Consider the following 17066-nt stretch of genomic DNA (forward strand, 5'->3'; position numbering starts at 1 on the left):
CTTGTCTGGCTGGCTTTCCGTCTGAAGCGGAAGGCGCTGGACTGTTCCTGTTTTTCAAATCACACAGATATGACCCATTCTTTTCAGCTTTCGGCCTTGGCTTGCGCCTGCTTGGCCACTTTGTCTTTTTCAAACGCTTGGGCGCAAAACGCCGCACCAAGTACGCTCCCAGAAATCGTCATTACCGGCAACCCCTTGGGCCGCGACAGCACTACCGTGCCTGTCAGCACCATGGGTCGTGCCGAGCTGCTCGAACGCGGGCAAAGCACTTTGGGCGAAACCCTGAACGGCTTGCCCGGCGTGTCCAGCACTTACTTTGGACCCAACGCCAGCCGCCCCACGATTCGCGGGCTCGATGGCGACCGCATCCGGGTGCTGAACAACAGCGCCTCCAGCCTGGATGCCTCGGCGCTCAGCTACGACCACGCGGTGCCACTCGATGTCTTGTCCACCGACCGCATTGAGGTGTTGCGCGGCCCGGCCGCCTTGCTTTATGGCGGCAGCGCCGTGGGCGGTGTGGTCAACGTGATCGACAACCGCATCCCGCGAGAAGCGGTCTCGGGCGTGTTGGGCAAAGCCCAGCTGCAAGCGGGCACAGGCAACGACGAGCGCAGCGTGGCCGGTTTGGTGGAGGCGGGCAACGAACGTTATGCCCTGCACCTGGACGGTTTTGACCGCCGCACCGGCGATGTGCGGGTGCCGGTGGCACTCGACTGCACAAAACCTGGCGCACCTGCCAACGCCCGGCGCATCTGCAACTCGGCCAGCTCCACCTGGGGTGGGGCCATCGGGGCCAGCACCTTCTGGGACCATGGCTATTTGGGCGCATCGGTCAACACCTACCAAAGCGATTACGGCACCGTGGCCGAAGACGAGGTGACGATTGGCATGAAGACCACCCGCTACGCGCTGGAGGGCCAAGTGCGCCAATTGCCGGGCTGGTTTGAGAGCGTCAAAGCCCGCCTGAGCCACACCGATTACCAGCACACCGAGTTTGAAGGCGCCCAAGCGGGCACCGTGTTTGCCAACAAGGGCCAGGACCTGCGCATCGAGGCGCGGCACCGCCCGCTGGCGGGGTGGCAAGGCGTGGTGGGTGTGCAGACCGAGTCGAGCCGTTTTTCTGCGGTGGGCTCAGAAGCTTTTGCCCCCTTCAGCCGCACACGCAGCCAATCCCTTTTTGTGCACGAAGAGCTGCCCACCGCCTGGGGCCAAGTCACGGCCGGGGCGCGTTGGGAGTCGGTGCGGGTTGAATCCTTGGGCAACCCCGAGCTGGAGCGGTTTGACGAGGGCATCGGGTCCAAAAAATTCACCCCCTTCAGCTTGGCCGCTGGGGCGGTGTTCAAGCTCTCGCCCACTTGGTCGATGACCGGCAATGCGGCCTTGACGCAGCGTGCCCCCAAAGACTACGAATTGTTTGCCAATGGCCCACACCTGGCCACCCACGCCTGGGAAATCGGCAGCGCAGCATTGGGCCTGGAAAAGTCCAAGAGCCTGGATGCGGGTGTGCAGTGGAAGTCCGGCCCTAACAGTGCCAATGTGACGGCCTTTGCCAGCCAGTTTGCCAACTACATTGGCCTGATGAACACGCAAGACGTGGAAGACGATTTGCCCGTGCAGCGCTACCAAGGCGTGAAGGCCCAATTCAGAGGCTTGGAGGCCAGCGGTCGTCAGCGTCTGTGGCAAAACACCTCTACGCTCGATCTGGACTGGCGTGCCGATACCGTGCGGGCCACCAACACGAGCACCAGCGAGCCATTGCCCCGCATTGCGCCCATGCGTGTGGGCGCCACGCTGGTGTATGGCCAAGGCCCATGGAGCGCCAAGATGGGCGCTGACTGGCATGCCGCGCAAAAGCGTGTGCCCGAAGGCAGTGTGGCCACGGGTGCCTACACCTGGGTCAACGCCAGTGTGGCTTACCGCCAAAAGCTCGACGCCACGGTGCTGCATTGGTTTGCTCGCCTGGACAATCTGAGCGACCAACTGGCCTACAGCGCCAGCTCGATCCTGACCAGCACCGCGTTTGGCAAGTCGCCCTTGCCGGGCCGCAGCTTCAAGCTGGGGGTTCAGGCCACGTTTTGATGGCCTGCGTGGCGTCGCCTAGGCGGCGGCGCTACGTGGTTTCCGCCATTTGAGCGGCTGAGTCAACGGGATAATCCGGGCATGTACCTTGATCATCCCGTTTTGTCGTCATTGCTGCCCGTGGTGTTGCTGATCTTGATTGGCTTTGTGGCGGGCAAGGCCAAGCTGGTGCGCGGCGAGTCGGTGCGCGACTTGTCCAATCTGGTGTTTTTGGTGCTGACCCAAGCACTCTTGTTTCGCACCATGAGCAGCGTGCGCATTGAGCAGCTGGATTTCAAACCTGTGGCGCAGTATTTCCTGGTGGCTGGGGCCTTGTTTGTCACCATGCTCTGGCTCTATGGTCGTAACAGCCGCGCTTCGGTGCTGGCATTGGCCAGTATTTTCAGCAACACCTTGATGATCGGCGTGCCCTTGATCGGCTTGGCCTATGGGCAAGAGGGACAGGTGTTGCTGTTCACCTTGATCTCATTGCACGCCTTGGTCTTGCTGAGTGCGGCCACGCTGGTGCTGGAGTTGCAAGTCGCCAGCGAGCACGCCGCTCTGTCCGGCGAGCGCCGGGCTGTTTGGCGCACGGTGGCGTCTGCGGTGCGCAACGCCATCATCCACCCCGTGCCTTTGCCGATTCTGGTGGGTTTGGTCTATGCCCAGACCGGCTGGGGCTTGCACCCGGTGGTGGACCGACCCTTGGCCTTGCTGGGCAGTGCTTTTGGTCCGATTGCTTTGGTGCTTGTGGGCATCACGTTGTCACAAACGCCGATTGGCAAGCAGTTCATGTCTGCCCTGAAATTGTCTTTGGTGAAAACCGTGGTCCATCCCGTGCTGATGCTGGCGGTGGGCTGGTTGCTGGGTTTGCGTGGGCTGCATTTGGCCGTCATGACGGTGGCGGCGGCTTTGCCCATCGGAGCCAATGTCTTTTTGTTCTCGCAGCGCTACCGCAAAGAAGAAGACGCTGTCACCGCGGGCGTGGCCGTGTCCACCGCGATGGCCGTGGTGAGCGTGACGGCGGTCATGGCGGTGTTGCCTTTGTTGCCCGTCTGACCGTGTCGCTGGTTCAGGGGGCCAGGCGCTCGCGCAACCACTGGCCACCGTCTTGCGTGTAACGCAGGCGGTCATGCAGGCGGCTCTTTCGACCTTGCCAAAACTGCCATTGGTCGGGTACCAGTCGGTAGCCGCCCCAGTGGGGTGGGCGAGGGGGGTTGAGCATGAACTGCGCCGCGTATTTGGCGGCGTTGGTCACCAGCACCGTGCGGCCGTCGATCACTTGGCTTTGGGGTGAGGCCCAAGCGCCGATGCGCGAGTCCAGTGGGCGGCTGTGGAAGTATGCATCGCTTTCTTCGTCGCTGATTTTCTCCACACGGCCCTCGATGCGCACCACCCGTTCCAGCTCGACCCAGTGAAACTGCAGCGCCGCAAAGGGGTTGCCTGCCAACTCCTGGCCTTTTTGGCTGGCGTAGTTGGTGTACCAGACAATGCCGCGTTCGTCGTAACCCTTGATCAGCACCACCCGAGTGCTGGGACGCAGGTTGCTGGCCACCGTGGCCAGTGTCATGGCGTTGGGCTCGGGGACTTCCGAAGCGATGGCCTCTTGCAGCCATTGCTCGAATTGCTTCAAGGGGTTGGCGTGGGAGGCGTTTTCGTTGAGCTCTGCTTTTTCGTAGCTCTTGCGCAGGTCGGCGATGTTCATGGTGTCAAGTATAGGCAGCGGTTTCGGTGCCGCATGGCTTCAGGTCAGTCAGGGGTCGGAAAGCGTCAGAACATCTCAGTCGGCATGACGCAGCAAGGCGGCCAGGGCCCGGTCTTCGATGCCATGGGCCTGCAAGCTGCGGTAGGTTTGCAAAGCGTAGTCGCGTGTGGTGCCAAAGCGCCCGCTGGCTTGCTGGAAGATTTGCCGGTAAGTGTCGGCGGTCAAATTGCCGGTGAAGCTGGGGCTGCTGCGGGGCAGGGTGAATGCCAGGGCCTTGACCGGACCCTTGGGGGTTGAGCAAGGCAGCCAGTTGGGCGTGTAAACGTCCATGGGCATTTCTCTGGCCCACAGCCGGGTCAGCACTTCGTCTGCTTGGTCCTTGGCAATCTTGTAGGCCACGCCTTGGCAGCTGCCGCCAGGCAGCAGGGCAAACACCAGCCCCGGGCATTGCGGACTGCCCCGGTTCAGGCGGCTCCACATCTTGAGTGCGCGGTGCCATCCCCAGACCTTGGTGGTGTGCTGCTCAACGGCCTCAAATTCAGGCCGCCACAACAAGGATGCGTAAGCAAACACCCACAAGTCCTGGCCCATGGCGCATTGGCTGCGAAAGCGTTCCAGCAAGTCACTTTGAAATGCCGTGGCCTCCTCTGGTGGCGAGGGGTGGGTTTCGGTTTGGGTGAAGCTGTCAGTCATGTGCAACAAGGCCCCATTACAATCTCGCCACTATTTTCGGAGAAAACACACATGTCGACCCCTCAAGATGACAATCAACCCGTAGTTTGGGCCGTTTTGGTGGCTGTGATCGTGCTGGCCGTCGGCCTGGCGATTGGCTTTGGCATTGCCAAAAGCAAAAAAGCAGCGCCTGCAGCGCCAGCGGCCGTGACCGCCCCAGCCGCTGAGGCCTCTGCACCCGCAGCCGAAGCCTCCGCCGCCCCTGCTGCTGCCGAGGCATCTGCCGCCAAGTGATCCGTCACTGGCCTTCAAAAAAACCCGCCTTGGCGGGTTTTTTTACGCCTTCAATCCAGCGTTTGCGAGTTGTACCCCTTCTGTAACTCGCCAAACGCCCCCAAACCATGGAACGCGGTTACCATCGGTTATGTAATTTAGTTACCACGCCGACCCCGGCGTCAAAACATGACACTCCATCCGATTTTGGCCGCTGTGACCGCCCGCATCACCGAGCGCAGCCGCCCGACCCGTCAGGCCTATTTGCAGCAGGTCGATGCCGCTGCCCAGCGCGACCCCGGGGCCCAGCGCCTGGGTTGCGCCAACGTGGCCCATGCCTTTGCTGCCATGCCCGAGGGCGACAAGGGCCGCGCCACGGCGCTCGACAAAATCAAGGTGGTGGCCCCGCGTGCGCCCAACATTGGCATCGTCAACGCCTACAACGACCTGCTCTCGGCCCACGCCCCGCTGCAACACTACCCCAACCTCATCAAAGACGAAGCCCGCAAACTGGGCGCCACCGCCCAGGTGGCCGGCGGCGTGCCCGCCATGTGCGACGGCGTGACCCAGGGCACACCGGGCATGGAATTGAGCCTGTTCAGCCGCGACGTGATCGCCATGGCCACGGCCGTGTCGCTCAGCCACGATGTGTTTGACGCCGCCCTGATGCTGGGCGTGTGCGACAAGATCGTGCCAGGCCTGCTGATCGGCGCTTTGCAGTTTGGCCATTTGCCCACGGTGTTTGTTCCCGCAGGCCCCATGACCAGCGGCCTGTCCAACAGCGAAAAATCCAAGGTGCGCGAACAAGCAGCGGTGGGCCTGGTGGGCCGTCCAGAATTGCTCGAAGCCGAATCCAAGGCTTATCACGGCGAAGGCACCTGCACTTTTTATGGCACGGCCAACAGCAACCAAATGCTGCTCGAAGCCATGGGCTTGCATGTGCCGGGCACGGCCTTCATCAACCCGGGCGAGGGCGTTCGCGCTGAACTCACCCGCGAAGCGGCCCGCACCGTGCTGGCGCTGGTCAAAGGCCAAAACTTCACCCCCATCGGCCGACTGGTCGACGAGCGCTGCATTGTGAATGCCATGGTGGCCCTGCTGGCCACCGGCGGCTCGACCAACCACCTGATCCACTGGGTGGCGGTTGCGCGTGCGGCGGGCATCGTGATCGACTGGGACGACTTCTCGGCCCTGTCCGATGTGGTGCCCCTGCTGACCCGCGTGTACCCCAACGGCAGCGCCGACGTGAACCAGTTCCAGGCCGCAGGCGGCCCGGGCTACGTGATCCGCGAGCTGCTCGACGCCGGGCTGATGCACGCCGATGTGCTGACGGTGCGCGCTGGCGGTTTGCGTGAATTCACCCGCATCCCGTCTGCCCAAAATGGCCAATTGGTCTGGTATGACGCCGGGGCTAGCAAGGACGATACCGTCGTGCGTCCTGCGTCCAGCCCGTTCAGTGCCTCGGGTGGCCTCAAGTTGTTGCAAGGCAATCTGGGTCGCAGCGTGATCAAGATCTCGGCCGTGCCCGAAGAACTGCACACCATCGAAGCCCCTGCGCGTGTGTTCAGCTCGCAAGACGAGCTGCATGCCGCGTTCAAGGCGGGCGAGCTGGACCGTCTGTGTTTGAGCCACCCTTCGGGTGGGGTCGTGTGTGTAGTGCGCTGGCAAGGCCCGCAGGCCAATGGCATGCCCGAGCTGCACAAACTCACCCCGCCCATGGCCGTGCTGCAAGGCAAGGGCTTCAAGGTGGCGCTGGTCACCGATGGCCGCATGAGTGGTGCTTCGGGCAAAGTGCCCGCCGCCATCCACGTCTCGCCCGAAGCCGCCGCCGGTGGCCCGCTGGCCAAAGTGCAAGACGGTGACCTGATTCGCCTCGATGGCGTGAATGGCACCTTGCAGGTGCTGGTCAGCGAGGCCGAATGGGCCGCCCGCCCACTGGCCCAAATGCCCGCCGGGCTGCGCGCCGCCAACGGCGTGGGCATGGGCCGTGAACTGTTTGCCAACCTGCGCCGCAATGCGCTCAAAGCCGAAGAAGGAGCCTGCACATGGCTGTGAATCTGAGTGGAAATTTGACCGCCCTGCAAGTGATGCAGGACGCCCCCGTGATCCCCGTGATCGTGCTCAACGACGTGGCCCACGCCGTGCCCATGGCCCGCGCCCTGGTGGCAGGCGGCATCCGCATGCTCGAAGTGACCCTGCGCACCCCGCAGGCACTGGCCTGCATGGAAGCTATAGCCAAAGAAGTGCCCGGTGCCGTGGTCGGCGCGGGCACGGTGCGCAGCGCCGCCGATGCGGCTGCAGCCGCCAAAGCCGGTGCCCGTTTTGCCGTCAGCCCCGGTTACACACGCACGGTGGGCCAGGCTTGCCGCGACAACGGTTTGTCGCTGTTGCCTGGCGTGGCCACCGGCAGCGAAATCATGATGGCCCAAGAAGATGGCTACACCGAACTCAAGTTCTTCCCGGCCATGCAAGCGGGCGGCCCCGCCATGCTCAAGGCCTGGGGCGGCCCGTTCTTTGATGTGAAGTTCTGCCCCACGGGCGGCGTGACGCAGCAAAACGCGAATGACTTGCTGAGCTTGCCCAACGTGGCTTGCGTGGGCGGCTCATGGTTGGTGCCTGCGGATGCGCTGGCCCAAGGCGACTGGGCACGCATTGAAGCGCTGGCGCGTGAGGCGAGCCAGTTGCCGCGTTGAAATTGGCAGTGGTGTATGAGCGAACCCGCTCATGAGTCATCGCTTCCCTTGTGGGAGCGAGCCCCTGCTCGCGAATGGCGGCCAAGCCACTGCATTCATTCGGCTGCGGGGGCAGCCTCCCACAAAACAGCCTAAGCCCAATAAACAGTCCAAAGTCCTCCCTCAGTGGAGGTGCCTCTCTTCTTTGTGGGAGCGAGCCCCCGCTCGCGAATGCCGGGTGTGCAAGTGCATCCATTCAGGCCACGATGACCATTCGGCCGCAGGGGCAGCCTCCCACACCAGAGCAATGGGGTGACCATCTGCACCAGCGCACTGGGTTGACCACCCACACCCGTCAGGTGTCAGGCTTCAGCGAAGCCCCTGCCCACCCGCGTATTCGGCCCGCTGGATCAGCTCCACCTTGTAGCCATCGGGGTCGGTCACAAACGCAATCACGGTGGTGCCGCCTTTGACGGGGCCTGCTTCACGCGTCACTTTGCCGCCAGCAGCCTTGATCTTTTCGCAAGCGGCATAGGCGTCGGGCACACCCAGCGCGATGTGGCCGTAGGCCGTGCCCATCTCGTAGGTTTCGACGCCCCAGTTGTAGGTCAACTCCAGCTCGGCATGATCCGGGTTGTTGCCGTAACCCACAAAGGCCAGCGAATATTTGTACTCGGGGTTTTCCGAGGTGCGCAGTAGTTTCATGCCCAGCACCTGGGTGTAGAAGTCGATGGAGCGTTGAAGGTTGCCAACGCGCAGCATGGTGTGTAGAAGTCTCATGATTTCGATTGTGCAGGCATTTCAAAAACAAGGCAGGCCGTGCTGGCATGGGCGTACAAGGTGCCATCCGGGCCGACCAGTCGGGCCTCGGCGGTGGCCAGCTGGCGGCCGCAGTGCACCACCTGGCCAATGGCCCGCACGCGCTGCACTTTGGGGGTGAGGGCCTTGACCAGTTTCACGCTCAGGTCGGCCGTGGTGTAGCCCCGCCCGGGCGGCATCATGGTGTGCACCGCGCAGCCCAGGGCCGAGTCGAGCAGGGTGGCAAACCAGCCGCCATGCACGGTGCCCAGTGGGTTCATGTGCTGCAGGCCAGGCGCCCCTTGAAAAATCGCCTGGCCCGGGCTGACTTCGATCAGCAAAAAGTCCAGTGTTTTGGCAATGGGGGCGTAGGGCAGCTCGCCGCTGAGCAGGCCTTGCATGACCTCCAGCCCGGTTTTGCCGGCCACTTGGTCAGGGCGGGCTACGCCGGGGCCTGCGCCTGCGTCCAAGCGGGTTCGTATTTCTTGCTCTTGCGCCAGCCAGGTGTCGAGCAGGTTGGTCGGTGTGTTCAAAGTCGTGTCCAGATTTAAAAAGGGCCTTGCAGCCTGGGTTCAGATGGAGGATGGCATCGAGGGCAGAGCTTGCCGCATGGCCACCCGCCAAGGCAACCACCTTGGCGACTTTGTGGCTCGGTTGCTTGTATCTCATGGCACAGCGCTTCAAGTACCATTGCCAGATTCAAATCGCCCGATCCCGGGTTCTAACGGAGAAAAGCCATGTTCAGTCATGTGATGTTGGGTGTGAATGACCTCGAGGTCTCTAAAAAGTTTTACGACGCCGTGCTCGGCACCTTGGGTCACGGCCCGGGCGTGGCCAACAAGAACCGCTATTTCTACCGCAGCCCCACGGGCACCTTTGCCATCACCACGCCCATCAACGGCGAGCCCGCTACACATGGCAACGGCAGCACCATTGGCTTCACCGTGCAGTCGGCTGAGCAGGGCGATGCTTTTCACGCGGCGGGCGTAGCCAACGGCGGCACCACCTGCGAAGACCCACCGGGTTTCCGTGAAACCCCTGCGGGCAAGCTGTACCTGGCCTACTTGCGCGACCCGGACGGCAACAAGCTCTGCGCCTTGCATCGCCCTGGATGAAGGCTCCGCCCAGACTGCAGACCCTCGTGGAAGAGGGGCTGATCGACACCGTGGTGCGCCAGCTCATGAGTGGCAAAGAGGCCATGGTGTTCGTGGTGCGCTGCGGGGACGAAACCCGCTGCGCCAAGATTTACAAAGAAGCCACCCACCGCAGTTTTCGCCAAGCGGTGGACTACACCGAAAACCGCAAGGTCAAAAACTCGCGCTCGGCCCGGGCCATGGCCAAGGGCAGCAAGTTCGGTAGGCAAGAGCAAGAAGCCGCCTGGCAAAGCGCCGAAGTGGATGCGCTGTACCGCTTGGCCGCAGCCGGCGTGCGCGTGCCCAAACCGTTCAACTTTTTTGATGGCGTGCTGCTCATGGAGCTGGTGACCGACGCCCATGGCGACGCTGCGCCACGCCTGAACGATGTGGCTTTCACGCCTGCTCAGGCCCTGCAACACCACGCTACCCTGATCGCCGAAGTGGTGCGCATGCTGTGCGCGGGTGTGGTGCATGGCGACTTGTCGGAGTTCAACATTTTGCTGGCGCACATCCCTGACGAGGGCGATCAGCCTGGGGTGGACGAGCCCGTCATCATCGACTTGCCCCAGGCCGTGGACGCGGCAGGCAACAACCACGCCCAGCGCATGCTGATGCGCGATGTGGGCAACTTGCGGGATTTCTTTGGGCAGTTCGCGCCCGAGTTGCGCCAGACCGAATACGGCCCCGAAATCTGGAGCCTGTACCAAGCCGGTTTGCTGAGCAACGAGACCCCGCTCACCGGCCGCTTCGAGCGCTCGACGGCCGATGTGGACATGCAGGCCGTGTTGCGTGAAATTGACGACGCTCGCGATGAAGAAGCTGCGCGCCGTTTGCGCATGGCTGCGGCGGTTTGACGATTGACTCAGCGCATGAGTTCGACAACGTCTGAGCTGGACCCCATGCCGCACGCGGTGTCGCGCTTGCGCACCGCCCGGCTGGCCCGCAGCGCCAAACCCTTTCTGGCGCGGGGCGGCATCAAGGGCGAGCGCTGCCCCGGCTGCCGGCTGGTGCCCAGCCACTGCCTGTGCGACTTGCGGTCTGTTGTGCCCACAAAGGCTGGCGTGTGTTTGCTGATGGCCGACATTGAGCCGCTCAAACCCAGCAACACCGGCTGGCTGATTGCGGATGTGGTGCCTGACACCTTTGCTTTTGGCTGGGCCCGCACGGAGGTTGACCCCGCTTTGCTGGCGCTGCTGGCCGATCCGCAGTGGCAGCCGGTGGTGGTTTTTCCGGGTGAGTTTGTCGAACCCGAGCGGGTCACTGACACGGTTCAGACGCCGGATGCTGGCAAGCGAGTCTTGTTCATCTTGCTCGATGCCACATGGCCCGAAGCGCGCAAGATGTTCCGCAAAAGCCCGTATCTGGACAAGCTGCCGGTGCTGAGCCTGAACCCCGAACAGGTCTCGGCTTACAAGCTACGACGCTCGCGACGCGACGACCACTTTTGCACCAGCGAAGTCGCCTCGCTGTGCCTCGATCTGGCAGGCGAAGCCCATGCGGCACAGACCCTGCAGGCTTGGCTGGCGGTGTACACCCACCATTACCTGCAAGCCAAACACCAGCTGCCGCCTGACTTGGGCGGGCCAGCGCATTCACAATTGAGGGGTTTGAAGTCGGGCTGAGCCCGAGCCCCCTGAACTTGAACAAGGAGCCCCCATGTCCAACACCCCATCTACCGTCCATATGTCCCGCACCATCGAGCGCCTGGTCACCGGCCAGGCCACATCGGATGGCGCAGGCGTCAAGCTCAACCGTGTGCTCACGCAAAACCTGCAGCAGCGACTGGACCCGTTTTTGATGCTCGACGCCTTTGGCAGCGACAAGCCCGACGACTACATCGCCGGTTTCCCGGACCACCCGCACCGGGGCTTTGAAACCGTGACCTACATGCTGGCCGGGCGCATGTTGCACCGCGACAGCGCGGGCAACGAAGGTTTGTTGGAAAACGGCGGCGTGCAATGGATGACCGCAGGCAAGGGCGTGATCCACTCCGAAATCCCGCAGCAAGAAGAAGGCGTGATGGAGGGCTTTCAGCTGTGGCTGAACTTGCACAGCAGCGAAAAAATGAACGCGCCCTGGTACCGCGACTTCCAGAACGAGCAGCTGCCCAAACTGACCACGCCCGATGGCGTGCAGGTCACGGTGATCGCGGGCTCCAGCCACGGTGTGCAAGGGGCCGTGACCCGCGAGATCACACAGCCGGTGTATCTGGACGTGCACATGCCGCAGGGCGCACGTTTTGAGCAGACGCTGGCCGAAGGCCACAACGCCTTCATCTATGTCTACCGTGGCGAAGTGCAAATCGTTGGCCAGGCCGTGCCCGTGCAGCGCATGGCCATTCTGGCGAACACCTCGCAGGCCGATGGCGTGGTGATCGAAGCCAGCACCGATGCCCGGTTCATTCTGGTTTCGGGCAAACCGCTCAAAGAGCCCATCGTGCAGTACGGCCCGTTTGTGATGAACACCACCGAAGAGATTTACCAGGCGCTGGCGGATTTCCGCGATGGGCGTCTGGGTGAGACCGCCTGAGGTTCATCGCCTCTGAAAGGGCCTCGACATCCCTGTCTGCACCGAACCCGGCGGTGCTGTGTTGCGCGTGCTGGTGGGCGAGGCCTTGGGCCAGCGCAGCCCGGTCCGTGCTGCATCGCCCACCTTGTATCTGGATGTGCAGCTGCCAGCGCACAGCAGCTGGGCCTTGCCTGCGATGGCCCGCGAGATGGCCATTTACAGCCCGGAACAGGCCTTGCAGGTCAACGGGCAAGACGTGGCTGCGCAGGAGATGGTGGTGCTGGTGCCCGGCGAGACGTCTGCCATCGCTGCAGGCGCGCAGGGCGCACGCTTTGTGGTGATCGGCGGTGCGCCTTTGGCACAAGCTGTGCGCATGTGGTGGAACTATGTGTCGGTTGACCCCCAGCGGATTGCCGCTGCGGCCAGACGCTGGAACGAGGGCGGGTTTGACGCCATTGCGGGTGAGACGCAGCGTGTCGCCGGGCCTGCGGTGCCGTTTTAAGCCGGTGTAAATGCAAGGCCGAGGCCTTGGCTCGTGGGTCACCCAGGTGCAGCCAAAGTCGTGACATCAAAACCAGCTACCAAGCTTGTGGCAGATGGGGTCACGAGACACGGGCTCACGAGGGTAAAGAAGCCTGATTGAAATACATTAATAACAATAATTTCATTAAAATTAGATTATAAATTGAAATTCATATTTTCATTGGAAACGTGAAGCGCCGTGGTGTTTTGACACAGGCCTCATCAAGTCAGGAAATACCGTCCATGAACGAACCGAACAAGCCACTGGTCAGCGCAGCCGAATTGGAAGCGCTCATCGTCGGCTGGGGTCAGCAAAACAGGCCGTTGGTCGACCGCTTTTTCCCGCTGCGCTTCTGGTTTGTGGCCGCAGTGGTTTTCACTTATGCCCTCGCATTGCTGCTTTATCCGCATGTGCTTGCAGCGCGGCTGTCGTCGGAGCCCATGGTGGTCAACCAGATGGCCAATTTTCTGTATTTCCGCGGCTGGTTCCTGTCGGGGGTGCTGTTCATTGGCGTTTACGCTTACCTGCGCACTTGGTATCCGGGCATCGTCTTCGGGTCCTTTAGCCTTGTAGGGGCCATCAATCTCGTGTTCGATTTGTTCACGGTCTATCCGGAACGCCTGGCCAATCCCTCTGTCTCGTTCACCCTGCTCATGCTGTTGCGCTTGTTGGCATTGAGCATGGTGTTTGTCAGCATGCGCAACGCAGGCCGTTTGCCTGCCGTGCGTGATCGCTTTGATCTTTTTTTGCCATGGAAGAAAGAATCTGACATGGCGTGAGCCCGCGCGACAGGCTTCATTTTTCGCGCTGCACAGGTCATGCCCAGTCAGCGTAGCCTGCCAAACGCCCGCACAAACAGTTGCGCCTTGTTTTGCACTTCTTGTGCATTGCACCCCGGCGCATACAAAGCCGAACCCAAACCAAAACCGGTGGCACCTGCGGCGCGGTAAGCTGCCATGTTGTCGGGGGTGATGCCGCCCACGGGCATCAAAGCAGCGTCTTTCGGCAGCACGGCGCGCAAGGCTTTGACGGTGGCCGGTGAAATCATCTCGGCCGGAAAAAGCTTGAGGCCATGTGCGCCCGCGTCGAGCGCGGCAAAGGCCTCTGTGGGGGTGGCCACACCGGGCAGCACCACCATGCCCAGCGCCAGGGCTTGCGTGACCACGGCGGGGTTGAAGTTGGGCGAGACTACGAGACGGCCGCCGGCGGCATGCACGTCCTTGACTTGCTGCATGTTGAGCACCGTGCCTGCGCCGATCAGGGTTTGCGGGAACAGCTGCGTGAGCGTGGCGATGCTTTGCAAAGGCTGGGGCGAGTTCAGGGGCACTTCAATCAAGGCAAAGCCGCTGTCTACCAGCGCCTGTCCTGTGGCTGACGCTTCGGCCGGGGTCAGACCGCGCAAGATGGCGATCAGGGGCAGCTGGGTCATGGCTTGGGCCAATGCCTCTTTCGGGTCGTAGGCGGTGTTCAAGGTGTTCATGGCGGGTTCGTCAAGTTGGAGGCCAGGGCATGCAGACCCGCCCAGGTGGCCTCGGCCCCCCGGCTTTGGCAGGCGATGCCCAGGTGTTGCAGGGCCAGGGTGTAGCGCAAGGTGAGGGCATCGCTGCCGATCAGGATCACTGCTCCCTGCGCTGGGTGCACCTCTTGGATGCGCAGTTCTTCGCCAATCAGCAGGCCCGACAAGTAGCTGGGCAATGCTGCTGCGGGCAGTCGGTCAAACAGACCCAGGGTGCGCACTGCAAACAGTTTGTTGAGCACGCTGCCCGCTTTCTGGCTTTGATCCACGCCTTGCAGGAACGCTGCTTCATCGAAGGCGCCGTTCAAATCGAGGGTCTTGCCCAGGATCGAGTGTTGGCTGAGCAAGGCGTAGACCTCGCCCGTCATGAAGGTTTGGAAATGCGTGACGCGGCCACTTTGCACTTGCACCCATTTGCTGTGCGTGCCCGGCAGCACCAGCGTGGCGCTGTCTCGTCCGGCCAGTTGCAGCGCTCCGAAAATTTGCACTTCTTCGCCCCGCATCACATCGGGCGTGTGCAGGGCGTCCTGGCCCATGCAGCTCAGGCCCGGCACCAGAGCGATGCGTCCGGGCTGCAGCCACAGCAGGTGCTGGCCCAGTTCGGCAAAGCCCGCAGGGCAAGGGCAGTAGGGCGCTTCTTGCCAGCCCTGTCGGTTGCCCGCCATGCCCGAGATCAGGCACAGTGCATCGGGCGCGTGCATCCAGTCGCCAAAGTGCTCATCGAACACCGCTTCGAACTGGCCTGGTGGCACGGTGAGGATGCCACGCGCAAATTCGCGTGACTCAAGCACTTGACCGTCTTGGCCCAAGCGTGCACCGCGCAGCGAAGAGGTGCCCCAGTCGATGGCGATCACAGGTCGTTGGTGTGCCGAAGTGCTCATGGGTGTGTGGTTTTCATCAACTGGCCCAACACGGCATCGCGCCGAGGCAAGGGTGCCACGGCACCGTAGCCTTGCACCGACAGGCAAGCTGCGGCATTGGCATAAGCGGTGGCGTCCCACAGGCTGTCACCTGCCGACAAACGCGCCAACAGGTTGCCCGCAAAACAGTCCCCTGCGCCCGTGGCGTCTACCGCTGGCACGGTGTGGCCCGGCACGATACGTTGCGTCTGGCCATCGCTGGCCAACGCGCCATCGGCCCCCAGTTTGAGTACCACCTGCGATGCGCCGTGTGCATGGCTCCAGCAGATGATGTCCTGCGCTTGCGTCAGGCCCGTGAGTGCGGTCATGTCTTCGAGGCTGGGTAAAAAGAGATCGCACAGGCCCACGGCATGGCGGATGCAAGCCTGCGCACGCGCCAGCGGCCACAGCGACAGGCGCAAGTTGGAGTCGAGTGCCACGCGCGTGCCCACGCTGCGAGCATGCTGCATGGCGGCCAAGGCCGTGTCGCAGGCTGAGCTTGAGATCGCCAGCGAGATGCCCGACAGGTGCAGCCACTGGCTGCTGGCGATGGCGTCTTGCCAATGCGCCAAGTCTTGTGGTTGCATGCGGCTGGCCGCAGAGCCTGCACGGGCGTAACTGAAATGGTGGCCTTGCGCGTCGTGGCTCACAAAGTACATGCCGGTGGGCGCTTGGGCGTCGCGCAGCACGGTGGTGGTGTCCACGTTCTCGCGCTGCCACAAGTCCATGAGGCGGTCGCCCCAGCGGTCGCTGCCCAAGCGGCTCAGGTAGGCCACGCGAGCCCCCGCCCGTGCTGCGGCAATGGCGGCGTTGCTGGTGTCGCCGCCAAAGCCTTGCAAGTACAGCGGCGCTTCATCGGGCTCTTGGCCTTTGGTTTGGTTGAACTCGACCATGGCTTCGCCGAGGGCCACAATGTCGAGGGTTTTGGCGGTATGGATCATGTGAATAAAAGCATAAAGGGCTCAGCCCGCAGTGGGAAAATCACAGGCAAGCGGTCCACGCGATGAACGGAGCACAGCAACATGGAACACGATTTTGTATTGAATGCCGCTTGCAAAGGCTACCCCTTGGCGGCCGAGCCCTGCGCGGTGTCGCAGTTGGGTGAGCGTGGCTGGAACCTGCTCGACGACGCGCTGGCCTACCCGGTGGCCGTGCTGCGCCGACCGGCGCTGACGCACAACCTGGCCTGGATGCAGGACTTTGTGCAGCGCAAAGGCGTGGCCTTGGCACCGCACGGCAAGACCACCATGTCGCCCGAGTTGTTCCGCATGCAGCTGCAGGCGGGCGCTTGGGGCATGACCTTTGCCAACGTGCACCAGCTGCGCGTGGGCCTGGCGGCGGGGGCGCAGCGCGCCATCATCGCCAACCAGCTGGTGTCCGATACCGATCTGGATGGACTGGATGGCTTGTTGCGTCAGCACCCGCAGTCGCGGGTCTGGTTTCTGGTCGATTCGCTGGCGCAGCTGCAGGCCCTGGCCGATTGGGGCACGCGGCGCGGCAACGGCCGGTGTTGGGACGTGCTGCTGGAGCTGGGCATTGCGGGCTACCGCACCGGTTGCCGCACGCACGAGCAAGCCTTGGCCTTGGCGCAGGCCATTGCGGCCTCGCCAGTCGTGCGCCTGGGCGGGGTGGAGTGTTACGAGGGTGGACTGGGCCGGTGCGACAGTGCGCACGACATCGAGGCCGTGAGCGCTCTGGTACGCAGCGTGAATGCGCTGGTGCAGCAGATCGATGCGCAGAACCTGTGGGGCAGTGACGAAGTCCTGCTCTCGGCCGGTGGCTCGGCCGTGTTCGATCTGGTGATACCGATGTTGAAACTGCAGGTTCAAAGTCGCCCGGTGCAAGGCGTGTTGCGCTCGGGTTGTTATGTGACGCACGACCACTGGAACTACGCCCGCTACCTCAAGCTGGTGGAGGTGCGTGAGGGCTTGAGCGTGTCGCTGCAGCCCGCGCTGGAGGTCTGGGCCGTGGTGCAGTCGGTGCCTGAGCCGGGGCTGGCGATTTTGAGCGCCGGTCGGCGTGATCTGTCGTTTGACCAGTGCATGCCCATGCCGGTGCGTTGGGCGGCACGCGGGCAAAGCGGGCCGGATACCTTGCAGACCACGCCGGTCAGCTGGCAGGTCAAGGCGCTGAGCGATCAGCACGCCCACATGGCGTTCGATGCACAGGGCCTTTGGCCGCAGGTGGGGGATCGGGTGGCTTTGGGCATTTCTCACCCCTGCACCACCTTTGACAAGTGGCGCTGGATGGCGGTCATCGAAGACGATGGCCGCATCAGCGGGGCGATCAGCACGCATTTTTAAAAA

The 17066-nt window shown here is 62.8% G+C and carries 19 protein-coding genes; 12 read left to right on the forward strand and 7 right to left on the reverse strand.

Going from position 1 to position 17066, the window contains the following annotated elements; translation table 11 throughout:
• Nucleotides 1-69: 69 nt before the first annotated feature.
• Nucleotides 70-2079: a TonB-dependent receptor gene (locus tag B9Z33_RS07655; RefSeq protein WP_108286432.1), complete on the forward strand. Its 2010-nt coding sequence runs from the start codon at nt 70-72 to the stop codon at nt 2077-2079.
• Nucleotides 2080-2160: 81 nt separating this feature from the next.
• Nucleotides 2161-3117: an AEC family transporter gene (locus tag B9Z33_RS07660; protein WP_108286433.1), complete on the forward strand. Its 957-nt coding sequence runs from the start codon at nt 2161-2163 to the stop codon at nt 3115-3117.
• Between the two features lie 13 nt (nt 3118-3130).
• Here B9Z33_RS07660 and pdxH read toward each other — a convergent pair whose 3' ends face one another.
• Both pdxH and B9Z33_RS07670 read right to left on the reverse strand, forming a co-directional pair.
• Entirely contained in the window at nt 3131-3763 is a 633-nt protein-coding gene (gene pdxH / locus B9Z33_RS07665) for a pyridoxamine 5'-phosphate oxidase (RefSeq protein ID WP_108286434.1), read from the reverse strand.
• Between the two features lie 75 nt (nt 3764-3838).
• On the reverse strand, nt 3839-4456 hold the full coding sequence (locus tag B9Z33_RS07670; protein WP_108287048.1) for a gamma-glutamylcyclotransferase: 618 nt from the start codon (nt 4454-4456) through the stop codon (nt 3839-3841).
• A 51-nt stretch (nt 4457-4507) separates the two neighbouring features.
• Here B9Z33_RS07670 and B9Z33_RS07675 point away from each other — a divergent pair, with 51 nt between their 5' ends.
• The 3 genes from B9Z33_RS07675 to eda all read left to right on the forward strand — a co-directional run bounded on the left by B9Z33_RS07675 (nt 4508) and on the right by eda (nt 7401).
• Complete coding sequence (locus B9Z33_RS07675; RefSeq protein WP_108286435.1) at nt 4508-4729, forward strand: hypothetical protein; 222 nt, start codon at nt 4508-4510, stop codon at nt 4727-4729.
• 168 nt (nt 4730-4897) lie between these two features.
• The gene (gene edd, locus B9Z33_RS07680; protein WP_108286436.1) at nt 4898-6763 is read left to right on the forward strand and encodes a phosphogluconate dehydratase; all 1866 of its coding nucleotides are present in this window, start codon (nt 4898-4900) and stop codon (nt 6761-6763) included.
• Entirely contained in the window at nt 6754-7401 is a 648-nt protein-coding gene (gene eda / locus B9Z33_RS07685; RefSeq protein WP_108286437.1) for a bifunctional 4-hydroxy-2-oxoglutarate aldolase/2-dehydro-3-deoxy-phosphogluconate aldolase, read from the forward strand. The genes edd and eda overlap by 10 nt, the downstream gene beginning before the upstream one ends.
• Before the next feature lie 348 nt (nt 7402-7749).
• Here eda and gloA read toward each other — a convergent pair whose 3' ends face one another.
• Together gloA and B9Z33_RS07695 are read right to left on the reverse strand one after the other, a co-directional pair.
• Nucleotides 7750-8160 carry a lactoylglutathione lyase gene (gene gloA, locus B9Z33_RS07690; RefSeq protein WP_108286438.1) on the reverse strand — a complete coding sequence of 137 codons (411 nt, stop codon included), beginning with the start codon at nt 8158-8160 and terminating at the stop codon, nt 7750-7752.
• Nucleotides 8157-8711: a PaaI family thioesterase gene (locus tag B9Z33_RS07695; protein WP_108286439.1), complete on the reverse strand. Its 555-nt coding sequence runs from the start codon at nt 8709-8711 to the stop codon at nt 8157-8159. Before B9Z33_RS07695 ends, gloA begins: the two co-directional genes overlap by 4 nt.
• Nucleotides 8712-8915: 204 nt before the next feature.
• Here B9Z33_RS07695 and B9Z33_RS07700 point away from each other — a divergent pair, with 204 nt between their 5' ends.
• From B9Z33_RS07700 to B9Z33_RS07725, 6 genes are all read left to right on the forward strand, one after another.
• Entirely contained in the window at nt 8916-9293 is a 378-nt protein-coding gene (locus B9Z33_RS07700; protein WP_108286440.1) for a VOC family protein, read from the forward strand.
• Nucleotides 9290-10168 carry a PA4780 family RIO1-like protein kinase gene (locus B9Z33_RS07705; protein ID WP_108286441.1) on the forward strand — a complete coding sequence of 293 codons (879 nt, stop codon included), beginning with the start codon at nt 9290-9292 and terminating at the stop codon, nt 10166-10168. The genes B9Z33_RS07700 and B9Z33_RS07705 overlap by 4 nt, the downstream gene beginning before the upstream one ends.
• A gap of 45 nt (nt 10169-10213) precedes the next feature.
• Nucleotides 10214-10936 carry a tRNA-uridine aminocarboxypropyltransferase gene (locus B9Z33_RS07710; protein WP_369916735.1) on the forward strand — a complete coding sequence of 241 codons (723 nt, stop codon included), beginning with the start codon at nt 10214-10216 and terminating at the stop codon, nt 10934-10936.
• 34 nt (nt 10937-10970) lie between these two features.
• A complete protein-coding gene (locus B9Z33_RS07715; protein WP_108286443.1) occupies nt 10971-11843 on the forward strand; it encodes a pirin family protein in 873 nt (290 codons plus the stop codon).
• Between the two features lie 58 nt (nt 11844-11901).
• Nucleotides 11902-12324 (forward strand): pirin-like C-terminal cupin domain-containing protein, encoded by a 423-nt coding sequence (locus B9Z33_RS07720; protein ID WP_158270193.1) that lies wholly within the window; start codon nt 11902-11904, stop codon nt 12322-12324.
• A gap of 263 nt (nt 12325-12587) precedes the next feature.
• The gene (locus B9Z33_RS07725; protein ID WP_108286445.1) at nt 12588-13124 is read left to right on the forward strand and encodes a hypothetical protein; all 537 of its coding nucleotides are present in this window, start codon (nt 12588-12590) and stop codon (nt 13122-13124) included.
• A 47-nt stretch (nt 13125-13171) separates the two neighbouring features.
• Here the strand turns inward: B9Z33_RS07725 and B9Z33_RS07730 are convergent, their stop codons facing one another.
• From B9Z33_RS07730 to B9Z33_RS07740, 3 genes are read right to left on the reverse strand one after another with little or no spacing between them, the layout of a single operon-like run.
• A complete protein-coding gene (locus B9Z33_RS07730) occupies nt 13172-13825 on the reverse strand; it encodes a 2-dehydro-3-deoxy-6-phosphogalactonate aldolase (protein ID WP_108286446.1) in 654 nt (217 codons plus the stop codon).
• Entirely contained in the window at nt 13822-14742 is a 921-nt protein-coding gene (locus B9Z33_RS07735; protein WP_108286447.1) for a 2-dehydro-3-deoxygalactonokinase, read from the reverse strand. The genes B9Z33_RS07730 and B9Z33_RS07735 overlap by 4 nt, the downstream gene beginning before the upstream one ends.
• Nucleotides 14739-15701, reverse strand: a complete 963-nt coding sequence (locus B9Z33_RS07740) for a sugar kinase (protein WP_108286448.1) — start codon at nt 15699-15701, stop codon at nt 14739-14741. Before B9Z33_RS07740 ends, B9Z33_RS07735 begins: the two co-directional genes overlap by 4 nt.
• A gap of 81 nt (nt 15702-15782) precedes the next feature.
• Here B9Z33_RS07740 and B9Z33_RS07745 point away from each other — a divergent pair, with 81 nt between their 5' ends.
• The gene (locus B9Z33_RS07745; RefSeq protein ID WP_108286449.1) at nt 15783-17063 is read left to right on the forward strand and encodes an alanine racemase; all 1281 of its coding nucleotides are present in this window, start codon (nt 15783-15785) and stop codon (nt 17061-17063) included.
• The last annotated feature ends 3 nt before the right edge of the window (nt 17064-17066 follow it).

Origin of the sequence: Limnohabitans sp. T6-20 (assembly GCF_003063505.1) — a bacterium.
In the GTDB taxonomy this organism is placed as follows: domain Bacteria; phylum Pseudomonadota; class Gammaproteobacteria; order Burkholderiales; family Burkholderiaceae_C; genus Limnohabitans_A.

What these genes read in the sequence shown, in the direction of transcription:
- B9Z33_RS07655 (WP_108286432.1), top strand. Translation starts at nt 70, where the DNA reads ATGACCCATTCTTTTCAGCTTTCGGCCTTGGCTTGCGCCTGCTTGGCC.
- B9Z33_RS07660 (WP_108286433.1), top strand. Translation starts at nt 2,161, where the DNA reads ATGTACCTTGATCATCCCGTTTTGTCGTCATTGCTGCCCGTGGTGTTG.
- pdxH (WP_108286434.1), bottom strand. Translation starts at nt 3,763, where the DNA reads ATGAACATCGCCGACCTGCGCAAGAGCTACGAAAAAGCAGAGCTCAAC.
- B9Z33_RS07670 (WP_108287048.1), bottom strand. Translation starts at nt 4,456, where the DNA reads ATGACTGACAGCTTCACCCAAACCGAAACCCACCCCTCGCCACCAGAG.
- B9Z33_RS07675 (WP_108286435.1), top strand. Translation starts at nt 4,508, where the DNA reads ATGTCGACCCCTCAAGATGACAATCAACCCGTAGTTTGGGCCGTTTTG.
- edd (WP_108286436.1), top strand. Translation starts at nt 4,898, where the DNA reads ATGACACTCCATCCGATTTTGGCCGCTGTGACCGCCCGCATCACCGAG.
- eda (WP_108286437.1), top strand. Translation starts at nt 6,754, where the DNA reads ATGGCTGTGAATCTGAGTGGAAATTTGACCGCCCTGCAAGTGATGCAG.
- gloA (WP_108286438.1), bottom strand. Translation starts at nt 8,160, where the DNA reads ATGAGACTTCTACACACCATGCTGCGCGTTGGCAACCTTCAACGCTCC.
- B9Z33_RS07700 (WP_108286440.1), top strand. Translation starts at nt 8,916, where the DNA reads ATGTTCAGTCATGTGATGTTGGGTGTGAATGACCTCGAGGTCTCTAAA.
- B9Z33_RS07705 (WP_108286441.1), top strand. Translation starts at nt 9,290, where the DNA reads ATGAAGGCTCCGCCCAGACTGCAGACCCTCGTGGAAGAGGGGCTGATC.
- B9Z33_RS07710 (WP_369916735.1), top strand. Translation starts at nt 10,214, where the DNA reads ATGCCGCACGCGGTGTCGCGCTTGCGCACCGCCCGGCTGGCCCGCAGC.
- B9Z33_RS07715 (WP_108286443.1), top strand. Translation starts at nt 10,971, where the DNA reads ATGTCCAACACCCCATCTACCGTCCATATGTCCCGCACCATCGAGCGC.
- B9Z33_RS07725 (WP_108286445.1), top strand. Translation starts at nt 12,588, where the DNA reads ATGAACGAACCGAACAAGCCACTGGTCAGCGCAGCCGAATTGGAAGCG.
- B9Z33_RS07730 (WP_108286446.1), bottom strand. Translation starts at nt 13,825, where the DNA reads ATGAACACCTTGAACACCGCCTACGACCCGAAAGAGGCATTGGCCCAA.
- B9Z33_RS07735 (WP_108286447.1), bottom strand. Translation starts at nt 14,742, where the DNA reads ATGAGCACTTCGGCACACCAACGACCTGTGATCGCCATCGACTGGGGC.
- B9Z33_RS07740 (WP_108286448.1), bottom strand. Translation starts at nt 15,701, where the DNA reads ATGATCCATACCGCCAAAACCCTCGACATTGTGGCCCTCGGCGAAGCC.
- B9Z33_RS07745 (WP_108286449.1), top strand. Translation starts at nt 15,783, where the DNA reads ATGGAACACGATTTTGTATTGAATGCCGCTTGCAAAGGCTACCCCTTG.